Below are 15,943 nucleotides of genomic sequence, written 5' to 3'. Positions count from 1 at the left end.
AGGGATTGTGAGTGCGTTCACACATGTATAGGGCTGTCTATACAACTGTGTCAAGAGTGTGCAGTTACACGACGGCAACTAATCTAGATGGCCGCCGCGCCGAGTCGCGATCCGGTGGATCAGCCGAGCGGCCGTGCGCGCGGTCCGATGATCGATATCGAGGTCCGGATTCAGTTCCGCCACGTCCAGCAGGGCGAGCTTGCCGCTGTGCGCGACCAGGTCACATACCCGCTCGACGACCTCCAGCGGTACGCCGTACGCGGCGGGCGCGCTGACGCCCGGAGCCACCGCCGCGGGCAGGACATCCAGGTCAATGGTCATATACAGGACATCGACGGAGGCCAGGAACTCCTCCACGAAACCGCGCACCCCGGGCAGCTCCGTGGCGGTGCAGTCCTCGTCGAGCCGATAGCGCACGCCCAGGGCCGCGGCGGTCTCGAACAGCGCCACGGTATTGCTCGGCTGCGAAATGCCCAGCACGGCGTAGTTCAGCGCCCGCCCGGCCTCGGCCTCCCGCTCGGCCATCTGCCGGAACGGTGTGCCCGAACTGGGTGTCGGATCGCCACGCAGATCGAAATGGGCGTCGAGGTTGAGTACGCCCAGGCGCGCTCCCGACGCGACCGCCCGCGAGTCGGCGATGCCGAGATAGCTGCCGTAGGCCACCTCGTGCCCGCCGCCGAGCACGGTCACGAAGTGCCCGGCGTCGAGCAGGTCGGTCACCACCGCGCCCAGCCGGCGCTGGCCGGCTTCCAGATCACCGTCCTCGACCGCCACGTCACCGGCGTCCATGGCGCTTGCCGGGCAGGGGAGCGCCATGGACGACAGTGCCTGCCGCAGCGCGGCTGGTCCGGCGGCAGCTCCGGTCCGCCCCTTGTTACGGCGGACCCCCTCATCGCTGCTGAAGCCGACCAGAACGCTTGCTCCGGAAGGGGTTTCGGGGGAGTAGGGCGTGATCGCGCGGTGCCAGCGCAGGTGTGCGGCGCCCGGGCCGTCGTCGCGCCCCGACCAGGGCGCGGGCGGGTGATCGACAGCGGTCATAGCCGGTGACCGTCCTTCCAGATCTCGCGCACCAGCGCCACACCCGGCCGATAGGCCAGATACAGGTGCGAGGGTGCGTCCAGTGCGATCAGATCGGCGCGCGCGCCGACCCGGATGCGGCCGATGTCGTTGCGCCGCAACGCCGCCGCGCCGCCCGCTGTGGCCGCCCACACGGCTTCGTCGGGGCTCATGTGCATTTCGCGCACGGCCAGCGCGATACAGAACGGAATGCTGGTGGTGTAGCAGGTTCCCGGGTTGCAGTCCGCGGCCAGCGCGACCGTCACGCCCGCGTCGAGCAGGGCGCGCGCGTCGGGATACTTGTTGCGGGTGGAGAAGTCGGCCCCCGGCAGCAGGGTCGCGACCGTAGTGGACGCCGCCAGCGCCTCGACATCCTCGTCGGTGGTGTAGGTGACGTGGTCGACCGAGGCCGCGCCCAGCTCGGCGGCCAGCCGGACGCCGGCGCCGTAGCTGAGCTGGTTGCCGTGCACCCGCGGGGTGAGTCCGGCCGCGATGCCCGCCTCGAGCACCGCCCGGGACTGGTCGGCGTCGAAAGCGCCCTCCTCGCAGAAGACGTCGATCCACTTGGCGTGCGGTGCGCACGCCGGGATCATCTCGTCGACGACCAGCCGCACGTAATCATCGCTGCGCCCGGCGAACTCCGGCGGGGTGACATGCGCGGCCAGCAGGGTCGTCTCCGGCGTGTGCCGGGCGATGACCTCGAGGCTCCGCAACTCATCGGCAACGGTCTGGCCGTAGCCGGACTTGGATTCGATCGTGGTGGTGCCGGTCCGCGCGGCCTCGGCGACCAGGCGGGCCATGTTCGCGTCCAGGGTCGCGTCGGCGGCGGCGCGGGTGGCGGCGATGGTGGTGCGGATGCCGCCCGCCCCATAGGGCGCGCCGGTCATCCGGGCCGCGAACTCCTCCGACCGTTCCCCGCCGAACACCAGATGCGCGTGACTGTCGACGAATCCGGGCAGGGCGGCACGGCCTTCCAGGTCCACCCGCGTCCCGGCGCTGCCCTCGGGCAGGCGGGTGCGCGGGCCGACCCACTGGATCAGGCCGTCGCCGATCACCACGGCGGCATCGCGGAGCACCCCGAGTTCGCCGTCGCCGATCTCGGGATCATTGGTGACCAGCGCGCCGATATTGTCGACGACCGTCCACTGCCCGGATTCATGTCGCATGTGGGTTCAGTTCTCCTGCATCGGGATTCGAACGCCGCGGGTCGCGGCGACGTCGGCCGCGTGCTGGTAGCCGGCGTCGACGTGGCGGATCACGCCCATGGCGGGATCGTTGCTCAGCACCCGCTCGAGCTTGCGGGCGGCCAGCTCGGTGCCGTCGGCGATACACACCTGACCGGCGTGGATGGACCGGCCCATGCCGACGCCGCCGCCGTGGTGGATCGACACCCACGACGCGCCGGAGGCGGTGTTGACCAGTGCGTTGAGCAGCGGCCAGTCGGCGATGGCGTCGGAGCCGTCGGCCATGGCCTCGGTCTCGCGGTAGGGGGAGGCGACCGAACCGGAGTCCAGGTGATCGCGGCCGATGGCGAGCGGCGCGGACAGCTCACCGGAGGCGACCATCTCGTTGAACTTCAGTCCGGCGCGGTGGCGTTCGCCGTAGCCGAGCCAGCAGATGCGGGCGGGCAGGCCCTCGAAGTGCACCTTCTCCTGCGCCATGGTGATCCAGCGCTTGAGGTGCTCGTTCTCCGGGAACAGATCGAGAATGGCCTGGTCGGTGGCGGCGATGTCCTTCGGGTCGCCCGACAGCGCGGCCCAGCGGAACGGGCCCAGGCCCTCTTCGAACAGCGGCCGGATGTAGGCGGGCACGAAGCCGGGGAACTCGAAGGCGCGCTCGTAGCCGCCCTTGCGGGCTTCGTCGCGGATGGAGTTGCCGTAGTCGAACACCTCGGCGCCGGCGTCCATGAAGCCGACCATCGCCTCGACGTGCGCGGCCATGGACTTGCGGGCCTCGGTGGTGAACCACTCGGGGTCCTCGGCGGCGCGCCGGTGCCAGTCGGCGACGTCGACGCCCAGCGGCAGGTAGGACAGCGGGTCGTGGGCGGAGGTCTGGTCGGTCACGATGTCGATCGGGGCGCCCATGGCGAGCAGGCGCGGGAAGATCTCCGCGGCATTGCCGACCACGCCGATGGACAGCGGTTCCCGCGCGTCGCGCTTCTGGATCGCCAATTCCAGTGCGGCATCGAGGTTATCGGCCTTGACGTCGAGGTAGCCGTGGGCGATGCGGCGGTCGATGCGGGTGACGTCGACGTCGACGCAGATCGCGACGCCGTCGTTCATGGTCACCGCGAGCGGCTGCGCGCCGCCCATGCCGCCGACGCCGGCGGTCAGGGTGATGGTGCCGGCCAGGGTGCCGCCGAAACGCTTGCGCGCCACCGCGCCGAAGGTCTCGTAGGTGCCCTGCAGGATGCCCTGGCTGCCGATGTAGATCCACGAGCCCGCGGTCATCTGGCCGTACATCATCAGGCCCTCGGCCTCGAGCTTGCGGAACTGCTCCCAGTTGGCCCAGTCGCCGACCAGGTTGGAGTTGGCCAGCAGCACCCGCGGCGCCCACTCGTTGGTGCGCATGACGCCGACCGGCTTGCCGGACTGCACCAGCAGCGTCTCGTCGTCCTTCAGCGTCTTCAGGGTCCGCACGATGGCGTCGTAGGCGTCCCAGCTGCGGGCCGCGCGCCCGGTGCCGCCGTAGACGACCAGATCGTCGGGGCGCTCGGCGACCTCGGGGTCGAGGTTGTTCATCAGCATGCGCAGGGCGCCCTCCTGCTGCCAGCCGAGGCAGTTCAGGTCGGCGCCGCGCGGCGCGCGGACCGGGCGGGGGCCGGACGGGGTGTTGGTGGTCATCGGGACTCCTGTGTACTGACTGGTGGTGACGCCCATAACACTCCGGATCCGAGCCCTGGAACAGCGTCGGCGGCCAGGATTCTCGGATCTCAGACACTTGACGGTCGCGGCGGCCCGGAGCTGCGCCGATACACTTGGGCCCGAACGGGCTGATGTCCACCGATGGGCAGGATGTGGAACAGGTGACGAATGTGGCCATGGACGAGGCGGATATCGCGGCGCTGTACGCGGCTCGCAGCCACGGCGCGGCCCCGGCGTATCGGCGCGTCAAGGACATGATCGCGGAGCAGATCGTGGCGGGCCGCTGGCGCGAGGGCGAACTGCTGCCCTCGGAGAACCAGTTGGTCGGGGCGCTGGGGTTGTCGCGCATGACGATCAATCGCGCACTGCGCGAACTGAGCGCCGACGGGCTGGTGGACCGGCTGATCGGCGTCGGCACCTTCGTGGCCGGGCGCAAGGTCAGCTCGGCGCTGGTCGAGGTGCGCAATATCGCCGACGAGATCCACGACCGCGGACACGGGCACCGGGCCGAGGTGGTGTCGCTGGAGCAGCGCGCGGCGGACGCGGCGATCGCGCAGGAGCTCGGCGTGGAGGAGGGCAGCGCCGTATTCCATTCCAAGCTGGTGCATTTCGAGGACGGCCTGGCCATCCAGCTCGAGGACCGGTTCGTGAATCCCGAACTCGCGCCGCGCTATCTGGAACAGGATTTCACCACCACGACGCCCAACACCTACCTGGTGACGGTGGCCCCGCTGGGCCGGGGCGAGCACGTGGTGGAGGCGGTGCTGCCGACCGCCGACGAGTGCGCGCTGCTCGGGCTCGACGAGACCGAGCCGTGCCTGCTCATCCGCCGCCGGACCTGGTCCGAGGATCGGCTGGTCAGCGCGGCGCGGCTGCTGCACCCCGGTTCCCGCTACCGGCTCGCGGGAACCTTCGACGTACAGGGTTCGTAAGGGATCGAGGGTTCGCCCGGAATCACGCCGTGTGGACCAGGCCGCGAATCTGACGCACCGCCACCGACATGGCGGCGACATCGGCCGCGGGACTGCTGAAGATCTCGGCCAGGGTGGAGCGGGTGCGCTGGATCCGGGTGGCGTTGCGGGCCGCCCACCGCGCGAGGGTGTCGGCCGCGGGCTCGGTGGGATCGGGCCGGTCGGCCAGCAGCGCCAGGCACAGACCGCGCAAGGATCCGTACAGGTCGTCACGCAGGGCCAGGCGGGCCATCGAATTCCAGCGGTCCGCGGTGGACAGCCGCGACACCGACTGCAGCAGGCGCACCGTGCCCAGATCCTGGCTCAGCGCGTAGTACAGCCCGGCCACGTCGGCCGGGTCGTGATCGCCGGCGTCGGCGACCTCGATGATGTCGAGCAGCCCGAACTGATCGAGCAGCAGATGCACCCGGGTGGCCAGCTCGCGCGGCACCCCGGCGTCGACCGACCCGGCGATCCGGTCCTGCAGGCCGGCCAGTTCACGGTCGCGCAGCCAGTCCGGGACCAGCTGTGCGTGCGCCGCCAGTCGCGGTGCGAATCGGGCTGTCTCGGTGGTGATGTCGAGCGGTTGCGGGCGGTGGGCCAGCAGCCAGCGCACGGCCCGGTCCAGTACCCGCTGGGTGGTGCGGACGAGACCGTTGGTCACCGCCGCCGGCAGACCGGCGTCCGCGATATCGGCCCAGAGGCGGTGCAGCCCGAACACCCGGGTGGCGATCAGATAGGCGCGCACCACATCCGGGCCCACGGCCGCGGAATCCTCACCGAGCCGGAAGACGAAACTGATCCCGCCGTGGTCGATGACGTCGTTGGCGAGCTGGGTCGCCACGATCTCGCGGTGCAGCGGGTGCTCGGACACGCTGTCGCCGAAGCGTTCTCGCAACGTCGCGGGGAAGTAGTCGAGCAGGTGCTGGTGGAGGGCGGGGTCGTCGGGCAGATCGCCCGCGAGCAGTTCGTCCTCGAGCGCGAGCTTGGCGTGCGCCAGCAGGGTCGCCAGTTCCGGGGAGGTCAGGCCGTGCCCGTCGGCGGCGCGCCGGGCGAGTTCGGTCTCGTCGGGCAGCGCCTCCAAGGAGCGGACCAATCCGCGCCGGGCCTCCAGCTGCGCGATCATGCGGGCGTGCACCGCGATCCGGGCGGCCGCGTCGGCGCGGCTCACGCCCAGGACTCGGTTCTGGGAACGGTTGTCCCGCAGCACCATCCGGCCGACCTCGCCGGTCATATCGGCCAGCAGCCGGTCGCGTCCGGCGCGGTCGAGCCGCCCGGCCGACATCATGGCGTCGAGCAGGATCTTGATATTGACCTCATGGTCGGAGCAGTCGACGCCGGCGGAGTTGTCCAGGGCGTCGGTATTGATTCGGCCGCCGCCGCGGGCGAATTCGACGCGGGCGAGGGCGGTGAATCCGAGGTTGCCGCCTTCGCCGACCACGGTGGCGCGCACGTCGGCGGCGTTCACCCGTACGCCGTCATTGGCCTTGTCGCCGACATCGGCCTGGGACTCGGCGGTGGCTTTGACGTAGGTGCCGACGCCGCCGTTCCACAGCAGGTCGACCGGCGCGCGCAGGATGGCCCGGATCACCTCGTCCGGCGCGGCCGCGCTGATCGAGTCCGGAAGGCCCAGTGCCGCACGGACTTCCGGGCCGAGCGGCACCGACTTCGCGGTGCGCGGCCACACTCCGCCGCCGGGGCTGATGAGGTCGCGGTCGTAGTCGGCCCAGGACGAGCGGGGCAGCTGGAACAGCCGCTTGCGTTCGGCGTGGGAGATCCCGGCCTCCGGCCGCGGGTCCAGGAAGATGTGCCGGTGGTCGAACGCGGCCACCAGCCGGATGTGCTCGCTGAGCAGCATTCCGTTGCCGAAGACGTCGCCGCTCATATCGCCGATGCCCGCCACCGTGAAATCGGCGGTCCCGGTGTCGCGGCCCAGGTCGTGGAAGTGGCGTTCGACGCTCTCCCACGCGCCGCGGGCGGTGATGCCCATCGCCTTGTGGTCGTAGCCGACCGACCCGCCCGAGGCGAACGCGTCGCCGAGCCAGAAGCCGTAGCCGGCCGCGACCTCGTTGGCGATATCGGAGAAGGTCGCGGTGCCCTTGTCGGCGGCCACCACCAGGTAGGTGTCGTCGCCGTCGTGGCGGACGACGTCGCGGGCCGGGATCACCGAACCCGTCGCGGCGTCGATATTGTCGGTGACGTCGAGCAGCCCGGCGATGAACTGCCGGTAGCAGGCGATGCCCTCGGCCAGGTGCGCGGCGCGGTCGGCCGCGTCGTCGCCGGTGGGGCGCGGGGGCTGTTTGACGACGAATCCGCCCTTGGCGCCGACCGGCACGATGACCGCGTTCTTCACCGCCTGGGCCTTGACCAGTCCGAGCACCTCGGTGCGCAGATCCTCCTTGCGGTCCGACCAGCGCAGCCCGCCGCGCGCCACCGCGCCGAATCGCAGATGCACGCCCTCGACCCGGGGTGAGTAGGCGAAGATCTCGAATCGCGGCCTGGGCTGGGGCAGTTCGTCGATGCGCTGCGGGTCCAGTTTGAACGACAACACCTCGGCGCCGCCGTCACGCACGAAGTAATTGGTGCGCAGGGTGTTTCGGACGAGCGCGGTGAGGGCGCGCAGAATGCGGTCCGGCTCGAGCCCGACGACGCGGCCGATGACCTCGTTGAGGCGATCGGTCAGTTCGGCTTCGGCGGCCGCGCCGTGCGTGTCCGGTGCGAAGCGCGCGTGGAACAGCTCGACCAGCAGGCGCGCGGAATCGGGGTGTGCGGCGAGGGCTTCCGCGATCCGCTCCGGGCTGTAGGGGAATCCGCTCTGGCGCAGGTACTTCGCGTAGGCGCGCAGGACGGACACGGGACGCCAGGCCAGGCCCGCGCTCAGGACCAGGCGGTTGAAGGTGTCGCTCTCGGCGTCGCCGCGCCAGGTCGCGGCGAAGGCCTCGGTGACGCGGGCGTGCGTTTCCGCGCCGACCGCCGGTTCGCCGTCGAAGGCCAGGCCGAAGTCGTAGATCCAGCACTGGTGTCCGGTGGAGTCGTCGAGCGGGTAGGTCCGTTCGTCGAGGACTTCCACGCCCAGGGATTGGATGACCGGCAGGATGCGGCTGAGCGAGACGGCCGCCCCCGCGATGTAGAGGGTGAGCCGCCATCGTCCGCGCGCGCGTCCGGTGGGGGCGTGCAGGGCGACGTCGAACGATTCCGGTCGCAGCGCTTCGACGCGGGCGATGTCGGCGGCGGCGCGGTCGGGGCCGAAGTCGTGTTTGTACCACTCGGGCAGGGATCGGGAGTACGCCCCGGCCAGTGCGTGATCGGCCATTCGGGCGTGGAGGGCGTCGTCCCAGTCCTGCGTCATCGTCGGAAATCTCCCCGGTGCGGCGGTTGTCTATACAACAACATACAACCTGTGTGAGTGGTCTCACAAGGGTGCCGCGGAGTCAGGGCGCGACGGGCACATGACCGGCGATACGCGAGGTCAGGCGCTCGGCGCCCCACCGCAACGCCTGCCCCACCACCTCCGGCTCGGGATAGGACAGCGTCCGCCAGGTGGTACTCAGGGCCGCCACCGGACGGCTGTTGTGATCGAAGACCGCCGCGCCCACCGACCGCAGGCCCGCCGTCACCAGCTCCACCTCCTCGGCCCAGCCGCGGGCGCGCACCTCGTCCAGATCCCGGCGCAGCTCGGTCAGCGACCGCGGCCCGCGCCCGGTGCGGGTGAGGAAGTCGGAACGCTTGGCGTACAACGCCTTCACCTGCGCGTCCGGCAGCGAGGCGAGGATCGCGCGGCCGTTCGCGGTCAGATGCGACGGCAGCCGGACGCCGATATCGGTGATCAGCGAGACCTCCGCCGACGGACCCGAGCTGGGCCGTTCCTTGAGCAGGTAGACCGTCTCGTTGCCGTGCAGAATGCCCAGATGCACCGCCTGCCCGAGCTGCCGGGCCAGCTGGTGCAGGATCGGCTGCGCCAGCCGTTCCAGCGGCTCGTGCCGCAGGTAGGCGGACCCGATCTCGAAGGACGTCACGCCCAGCCCATAGGCCTGATCACCGGGTACGTACACCACGAATCCGCGGTCCACCAGCACCGACAGGATGTGATACACCGACGAGCGCGGCAGTCCCAGATCGCGGGCCAGCACCGCCGCCCGGACCGGTCCGGGGCCGTGCGCCAGCCGGACGAGGATGTCGAGCGCCCGGCCGACGGCCGGAGAGGTGGTCGAACCCGAGGATTGCGCCATTCCCCGGATTCTGCCAGCGAAGTCAGCCCGCGAGTTCGTGCGCGGTCGCGCGCAACGTCCACGCCGGGCCGCGGTGATGCAGGGTGGTGGCGCTCAACGGCGGGATGTCGATGCGCCAGAACGACTCCGGGGGAGCGTCGAGCGTGCGCAGGACGGCGGCCCGCACGATCGCGGGATGGGTCACCGCGACGATGCGCTCGCCGCGCCCGGTCAGACCGCGCATCCACGCGCCGACCCGATCGAGCAGGCCGGTGATCGATTCACCGCCGTGACCGCGGTAGCCGGGGTCGGTGAGCCAGCCCATGAGCTGCTCGGGCGCGAGATCGTCCATCGACTTCCCGGCCCAGTCGCCGTGGTCCAGATCGCGCAGCGCGGGCTCCGGGATGCCGGTGAATCCCAGTGCCCGGCAGGTCTGTTCGGCCCGGGCCTCCGGCGCGTGCAGCACCGTCGCGGGCGCGGGGCCGGGCAGCCCGCCCGCCTGCTCGGCCGACCGCGACCCGAGCGGGTGCAGCGGTTCATCGGCCGGAAAGCGGGCGGACCGCACGGCATCGGTGATCGCGTGCGTCACCAGGGTGAGCCGGGTGACCGCGCTCATGCCGCCTGCGCGGGCTCGGCCGCGCGGTCGCCCAGCAGACGCGGCGCCAGCCAGGCGAAGCCGACACCGATGACCACCCACACCAGGAGCTGGCCGGCGAAGGCGTAGAGCCGGAAGTGGTACAGGTCGTCGGCCGGGAACCCCGGGAACACGATCGTGCCCGACGCGTCCCGCAGCGGCTCCGGCGCTTCGGAGAACGACGGCAACAGCGCCAGCAGCGCGCCCATCACCACCACGAAGCCCGCCGCGGCGGCGACCGTCGCGGTCCAATTGTCCAGGCGCGCGGTCAGTCTGCGCCCCAGCCAGATCGCGGCGACCAGCAGCACCGCGCTGATCACGATCAGGCCCACGTACAGTGCCGTGCGCTCCTCGATGGTGTCCGGATTCCCGACGGACGGCGGGTTGGCCGGGTACTTCAGGAACGGCGCCGCGTACAGCGCCAGGAACATGCCGCCCGACACCAGCAGCGCCAGATTCCGCGGCGAGATCTTCCCGGCCTTGCGCAGCGCCAGAAAGTAGACGACCGCGAACAGCGCGCCCAGCGCCGCCCCGAACACGATCACGCCGAAGCCCAGTCCGACATTCTGCTGCTGCGCGCGGGTGAACAGCTCGGCCCCGTGGTCCATGTCCATGGACTGGCCGGCGGCCTTGTCCAGCGCCATCTGCGCGTGATCGCGCCCCTCTTCGTAATCGACGGCGCGATCGATGATCGGCTCGGACAGGATCCGGGCGAACACGAACGCCAGCGATCCGCCGAGGGCTCCCAGCAGGACCCCGCGGCCGATGATTCGCTTTTCCATTGTGGCTACTCGATTCCCGGTGCTAGTGGCAGGGGAATCCGAGGAAATGCCGGCCGTCGTGCACGAACTCGTGCACGTGCATGTCGCTGCCGAACACCGACACCGCACCCTGGTCGATGCCGATGAAGTAGATGGCCAGCAGGGCCAGCAGGGTGGTGCCGACCAGCCACAGGGCGGTGGTCGGGATGGAGAGCGCGCCGCTGCCGAGACCGGAGCGAGGAGCGAAAGAGGTAGCCACGAAGGACTCCTTTGAGTCAGGGGGATTCCGCGTCCCCGTTGCCGATCGAACCGACGATGTGAGGGTCTGACTCGCATCCGTCTCGCATCGAGACCGGCTGCTCACAGTGGCGCGACCGCTCCGGAATTACACCGGATTCCTCATGACATCGTCGATCAACCATACGAAGACGTATCACCCCTGGTCAATCGGCTGCGCCGCAGCGTCCACCTGATGAGATGGCGTCGCCCGCACCGGAAACCCGGTGCGGGCGACGCGAAGATCAGCGGGTGAGGTGGCTGTAGACCTCGGCGGCCACGGCCGTGTCACCGCGCGGCGTCGGGTGGAAGGGGAGTCCGACCAGGTTCACCTTCGGGTCCAGGGCGGCCAGGACCCACGGGTCCGGGGAGCACAGGCCGTGGCCGGCGGTGGGGACGCGGGCGTCGACGAAATCGATCGAGAGGAGTTGGGCCGCTTCGCGTTCGGCGTCGTCGAGACGGTTCCAGAAGGCGTTGACCGCGCCGCCGCGGGGCTGGAAGTAGCGGAAGGTGCCCAGGACGTCGAGGCACCAGGCGTTCGAGTTGGCCGGGGCCAGTTCGGGATAGCCGACGAGCTGGATCTTCGCGTTGGGCGCGTAGTACTTCACGTACTCGACGACCTTGCGGATGCGGTCGGCGTAGGCGGCGCCGGTGATGGTGTCGAGCTCGGGCCAGTGCTCCTTGTCGACGGCGTCGGGGTCGCAGCCCTGGCTCATGTTCAGCGCGCAGCGCAACTGGCTGGGGGCATCGGCGACATTGGTCGAGTCGCGCGGCCAGGAGTCGTTGGCGCCCAACTGGATCGCGACCACCTGGGTGCGCGGGCCGAACGCGCCGTTCTTGCTCGCCTTGATCGCCAGCTGCGACAGGGTGTAGCCGTCGCGGCCGGGGATCTCCTTGCCGGTCGAGGTGACCGGGCCGCTGTCGATCGAGGCGTTGGTGCAGGTGGCGTTCTCGAAATCGGCTGCGGGAACGCCCATCAGCGCGCTCAGCTGGACCGGCCACGAGGTGCCGCGGTGCAGGCACTCGTGCGAGGCGGTGTCGTTGTTGCCGTCGCATTTGACCAGGATCCCGTCGCACGGCGGGTTCGCGGCGAACGAATCACCGAGTACGACAAGGGTGCGACCGGCCGCCGGAGCCGGTTCGTCGGCGCCGGCGACGCCCACCGAACCCACCGCGGCGAGCACGGCGGCGACGGCGGCCAGCCGCAGCGACGCGCCCTTGGTCGTGAAACTCAACATGCAAATCCTCCCCAGCGGAAACGTTGCGCTAGACCGACAGTGTTGCTCATGCGACCGACAGTGTTCTCACGAGGCCGGAGGGACGATCATGTAGGTCAGCTTCGGCCAGGCCACCGATAGCGGGACCAGCGGCTCGCGCAGGATCCAGATGTTCACGTGATGGTTCTGCCCCGCGATGCCGAGCTCGTCGATCATCTGCAGCGCTTGGGTTTTCTGCCCGAAGTTCGCCAGGAAGGCCCGCTGCTCCGGACCGTCGTTGTAGCCGACCCACAGAATGGTCGTGGCCGAGTCCGGCGGTGGACCCCATACGGCGAAACCGCGATTGGGGCTGTAGGCCGGCGGAATCGACTGGAACTTGCCGTAGTGGTCGAGCGCGCCGGCCTCGTTGTAGGCCTCCGCGACCACCGCGGTGACGGCCCGCTCCTCGGGCGGCAGACCGCTCGCCACCTTGTGCACGGCGTCGGCCAGATCGGCCCAGTCGTCGTTGCCGTAGTGCTGCAGGAAGCCCAGCCGGCTGGCGTTGGGGACGTCGATCCAGCTCTTCGGGTAGGGGAGCGTGGCCAGGGCGGCCATCAAAACCGCGGTGAGGACGGTCAATCCGGTGAACACCCGCCGCAGCACGGCGACCGGCCGCGGACCGGCGGTGCCGAACCAGCCCGACAGGATCGCCGCGCCCGCACCGAAGATCGCGGGAATGGTCCCGGCGACGTAATAGGACCGGCCGTGGCCGGCGACCACCAGCACCACCATCAGCAGCGTCGCGACGAGCACGAAGCGGTACGGCCGCAGCTTCGAATCCTTGGCCAGACCGTACAGGCCGAGCACGCCCAGGCCGCCGCCGAGGAATCCGGTGACCACCAGGATCGCGATCACCGTGCCCCACTGGCCGCCGTCGCTCTGCGCGGTCTCGTGCGCGATGGCGGCATTGGTGGCCAGCTGCGGCCAGTCGTGGGCGGCCTGCCACAGCAGGGCCGGGGCCATGGCCGCCGCCATGATCAGCAGGCCCAGCCACAGCGCGGGGCGGCGCAGGATCTCCCGCGGACCCGCCACCAGCACGGCGACCCCGACGCAGGCCCCGAGCATCAGCACCAGCCACTTGTCCTGCACGTCGATCGCCCCGGCGACACCCGCGGCGACGAGCAGGCGGTCGCGGCGGGTGCGCACCCAGCGGACCAGTAGCCAGATGATCAACGCCTGGAACGCCACATCGATGGCGACGCTGTCGAGCACGGTGTAGGCGAAGATGAACGGCGAGGCGGCGTAGCCGGCGGCGGCGAGGAGCTGGAACCGTTCGCGCGCACCGCATTCGTAGGCGACCGCGGCGGTCAGCACCGAGACCGCGATCAGCAGCAGCAGGCCCGGGATCCGCAGCGCGATCACCGATCCGGGCGCGAGCACGTCGGCCAGCCGCGCGATCACTGGGATCAGCGGGCCGTTGTCGACGTAACTGACGGCGAGGCGGCGACCGCACGCCAGGTAGTACAGCTCGTCGCCCGCCAGCTGGAACCGGAACGCCGAGACCGACCAGACCAGTGTGATCAGACCGGAGACCAGTAGGACACCGCGCCACGCGAATTGCGGCGGCGCGGCCGTCGCCTCGGATTCGGGAGTGATGGTGAGCGTCATTGCTTCTCCGGGTCAGTGTGACGCGAGGCGGCTGTGGATGGTGGCGGCCACGGCCGCGTCCCCGCGCGCCGACGGGTGGAAAGGCAAGGCGGACGGGCTCTGCCGGGGATCGAGGAAGTTGCTGAACCAGGGGTCGGCGGCGCACAGGCCGTGTCCGGCGGTGGCGGGCTTCAAGTCGATGAAGTCGATGCCCAGGATCGCGGCCGCCTCGCGCTGGGCGGTCTGCAGCCGGTTCCAGTACTCGACCATGGCCCCGGCCCGCGGCTGGACCCAGCGCACGACGCCGAGCAGGTCCGCGCACCACTCGGTCGTGCCCTCCGGGGCGATCTCGGGGTAGCCGATCAGTTCGATCTTCGCGTTCGGGGCGTAGTACTTCACATAGTCGACGACCTTGCGGACCCGATCGGCGTAGGCCGTCCCGGTGATGGCGGTGTAGTCCGGCCACCGGCCCTCGGCCACGGCGGCGTCGTCACAGCCGTGCACGAGGTCGGTCACACAGCCGAACACGTTGTTCACACTCGCCGAGAGCGTGGCGTCCTTGGGCCAGGAGTCGTTGAACCCGAGCTGGATGGTGACGGCGCGGGTCCGCGGCCCGAACGCGCCGTTCTGCGCGGCGTCGAGGGCCAGCTGCGTCAGGGTGTAGCCGCCGCGGCCGGGCACCTGCTCACCGGTGGAGGTGACCGGGCCGGTGTCGATGGACGCGCTCGAGCACGAGTTGTTCACGACATCCGCGGCCTCGACGCCCATCAGGGCGCTCAGCTGCACGGGCCAGGAGGAGGGACCGTGCAGGCAGGCCCGCAGACCGGTGCTGTCCGGGTTCTCGCATGTGGTCAGCACCACGTCGCAGGACGGGTTCGCGCTGTAGGAGTCGCCCAGCACCACCAGCGGGCGGCCGGGTGCGGGGGCCGGTTCGGCCTCGGCGGTGCCCGCCGATACCGCGGCGGCCAGGACGCCCAAGGCGACGGCCAGCCGGGGGAGTGCCACCCGGCCGGTTGTCCAGGAACTGGTCAAGTGCAAAATCCTCATCGAGCCGCAGCCATGCCGAACTGGGCATGATTATGATGCAGCCCACAGCAACTGACAGATAAAGCAAAGTAACTGCATTTCACTTGGTTGGCAAGCAAGCGATTCGCACTCGGCGAAGGGCCTCCGGATGCCCGCGAAAAGCGGTTCGGTCTACCCCGCAACGCAGTTCGGCCCAGGCGAGAGAGGATTCTCTGGCCTGGGCCGATAAGGGTGGCTGACGGGACTCGAACCCGCGACACCCAGGATCACAACCTGGTGCTCTACCAGCTGAACTACAGCCACCATCGCCGGTAACTTCCGGCGCGCTAGAGCTTAACGTGTCGTCGCTGTGAGTACCTAATCGGCTGTTCAGGAGGGGTTTACGGGCGGCTCCGCGGGGGTCGTCAATTCGGCGGCGACAGCGGCGATCTCGGCCGTGGAGGGACCGGGCGCCGGAACGAACGCGGTGCGGCGGTAGTACTGGAGCTCACGGATGGACTCCTGGATGTCGGCCAGGGCGCGGTGCGCGAGGCCCTTCTCGGGCTGGCCGAAGTAGATCCGCGGGTACCAGCGCCGGGCCAGCTCCTTGATCGAGCTGACGTCGATCATGCGGTAGTGCAGGTGCGCGTCCAGCGCGGGCATATCGCGCGCGATGAACCCGCGATCGGTGGCGATCGAATTGCCCGCCAGCGGAACCGTCCGCGGCGTCGGCACGTACTGCTTGATGTAGTCGAGCACCTGCTGCTCGGCTTCCTCGAGGGTGACGACCGACCGCCGCACCTCCTCGGTGAGCCCCGACTTGGCGTGCATCTCGGTCACCACCGGCGGCATGGCGGCCAGCGCGGCATCGTCGGCGTGGATCACGATGTCCACGCCCTCGCCGAGAATATTGAGGTCACTGTCGGTGACGAGGGCGGCCACCTCGATCAGCTTGTCGCTGTCGAGCCGCAGCCCGGTCATCTCGCAGTCCATCCACACCACGTACTTGTCGGTCACCGCCAAACACTAACCCTTCGGCCGGACCCGACCCGGCTTGCCGCCACCGTCCGCGCGGCCGAAGCGGCGCTGGTTAACCGGAGGCAACCCGCGTCGAGGCCGCTCGGACGTGCGAACGAGCAGTATCGTTGCGGTCGAATCTCACGCGCGGCGAGCGGTGGGCGTGTGGGTCGGGCAGTTTCTCAGCAGCGGTAGCGGTAGGCACAGCAGACGGAGGAAGCGCGATGACCACCCCGCAGGAGAAGGCAGCGGCGGCCCGCAAGGCGGCGGAGGAAGCCGCGCGGATCGCGGCCGAAGCGGCGGCCGCGGCCGAGGCCGCCGAACAGGAG

Annotated in this window: 12 protein-coding genes, 1 tRNA gene, 1 pseudogene and 1 riboswitch; of the genes and pseudogenes, 1 reads left to right on the top strand and 13 read right to left on the bottom strand. The window is 70.1% G+C overall.

Translation table 11 applies throughout. The features are described from left to right. Nucleotides 1-78: 78 nt before the first annotated feature. Genes hutG through hutU form a run of 3 tightly spaced genes read right to left on the bottom strand, consistent with a single transcriptional unit; the run spans nt 79 to nt 3,899 of the window. Nucleotides 79-1,038 (bottom strand): formimidoylglutamase, encoded by a 960-nt coding sequence (gene hutG, locus ACWELJ_RS11170; protein ID WP_452366025.1) that lies wholly within the window; start codon nt 1,036-1,038, stop codon nt 79-81. Beyond that, nucleotides 1,035-2,222, bottom strand: coding sequence for an imidazolonepropionase (gene hutI / locus ACWELJ_RS11165; protein ID WP_452366024.1), 1,188 nt, complete (start codon nt 2,220-2,222; stop codon nt 1,035-1,037). Before hutI ends, hutG begins: the two co-directional genes overlap by 4 nt. 6 nt (nt 2,223-2,228) lie before the next feature. Then, nucleotides 2,229-3,899, bottom strand: a complete 1,671-nt coding sequence (hutU, locus tag ACWELJ_RS11160) for a urocanate hydratase (protein WP_452366023.1) — start codon at nt 3,897-3,899, stop codon at nt 2,229-2,231. Nucleotides 3,900-4,051: 152 nt separating this feature from the next. Between hutU and hutC the strand changes: the two genes are divergently transcribed. Next, on the top strand, nt 4,052-4,852 hold the full coding sequence (gene hutC, locus ACWELJ_RS11155; protein WP_452366022.1) for a histidine utilization repressor: 801 nt from the start codon (nt 4,052-4,054) through the stop codon (nt 4,850-4,852). Between the two features lie 22 nt (nt 4,853-4,874). Here hutC and ACWELJ_RS11150 read toward each other — a convergent pair. The 10 genes and pseudogenes from ACWELJ_RS11150 to orn all read right to left on the bottom strand — a co-directional run. Further along, nucleotides 4,875-8,219, bottom strand: a pseudogene (locus ACWELJ_RS11150) (NAD-glutamate dehydrogenase); the annotation flags it as partial. Between the two features lie 82 nt (nt 8,220-8,301). Beyond that, nucleotides 8,302-9,099, bottom strand: a complete 798-nt coding sequence (locus ACWELJ_RS11145) for an IclR family transcriptional regulator (RefSeq protein WP_452366021.1) — start codon at nt 9,097-9,099, stop codon at nt 8,302-8,304. Between the two features lie 22 nt (nt 9,100-9,121). Next, nucleotides 9,122-9,694, bottom strand: a complete 573-nt coding sequence (locus tag ACWELJ_RS11140; RefSeq protein ID WP_452366020.1) for a histidine phosphatase family protein — start codon at nt 9,692-9,694, stop codon at nt 9,122-9,124. Further along, nucleotides 9,691-10,494, bottom strand: a complete 804-nt coding sequence (locus tag ACWELJ_RS11135; protein ID WP_452366019.1) for a CbtA family protein — start codon at nt 10,492-10,494, stop codon at nt 9,691-9,693. The genes ACWELJ_RS11140 and ACWELJ_RS11135 overlap by 4 nt, the downstream gene beginning before the upstream one ends. 22 nt (nt 10,495-10,516) lie before the next feature. Beyond that, a complete protein-coding gene (locus ACWELJ_RS11130; RefSeq protein WP_379279599.1) occupies nt 10,517-10,732 on the bottom strand; it encodes a CbtB domain-containing protein in 216 nt (71 codons plus the stop codon). Nucleotides 10,733-10,772: 40 nt separating this feature from the next. Next, nucleotides 10,773-10,898, bottom strand: a riboswitch (cobalamin riboswitch). Between the two features lie 96 nt (nt 10,899-10,994). Further along, nucleotides 10,995-11,987 (bottom strand): SGNH/GDSL hydrolase family protein, encoded by a 993-nt coding sequence (locus ACWELJ_RS11125; protein ID WP_452366018.1) that lies wholly within the window; start codon nt 11,985-11,987, stop codon nt 10,995-10,997. Between the two features lie 66 nt (nt 11,988-12,053). Then, complete coding sequence (locus ACWELJ_RS11120; protein WP_452366017.1) at nt 12,054-13,613, bottom strand: ArnT family glycosyltransferase; 1,560 nt, start codon at nt 13,611-13,613, stop codon at nt 12,054-12,056. Between the two features lie 12 nt (nt 13,614-13,625). Further along, the gene (locus ACWELJ_RS11115) at nt 13,626-14,624 is read right to left on the bottom strand and encodes an SGNH/GDSL hydrolase family protein (protein WP_452366016.1); all 999 of its coding nucleotides are present in this window, start codon (nt 14,622-14,624) and stop codon (nt 13,626-13,628) included. 224 nt (nt 14,625-14,848) lie between these two features. Beyond that, nucleotides 14,849-14,921: transfer RNA gene (locus ACWELJ_RS11110), tRNA-His, on the bottom strand. A 66-nt stretch (nt 14,922-14,987) separates the two neighbouring features. After that, nucleotides 14,988-15,614, bottom strand: coding sequence for an oligoribonuclease (gene orn / locus ACWELJ_RS11105; protein WP_452366015.1), 627 nt, complete (start codon nt 15,612-15,614; stop codon nt 14,988-14,990). Nucleotides 15,615-15,943 lie beyond the last annotated feature (329 nt).

Source organism: Nocardia sp. NPDC004582, from assembly GCF_053602115.1.
Note: the sequence above shows the minus strand (reverse complement) of the source record. Positions and strands in the feature narration are given on the sequence as shown.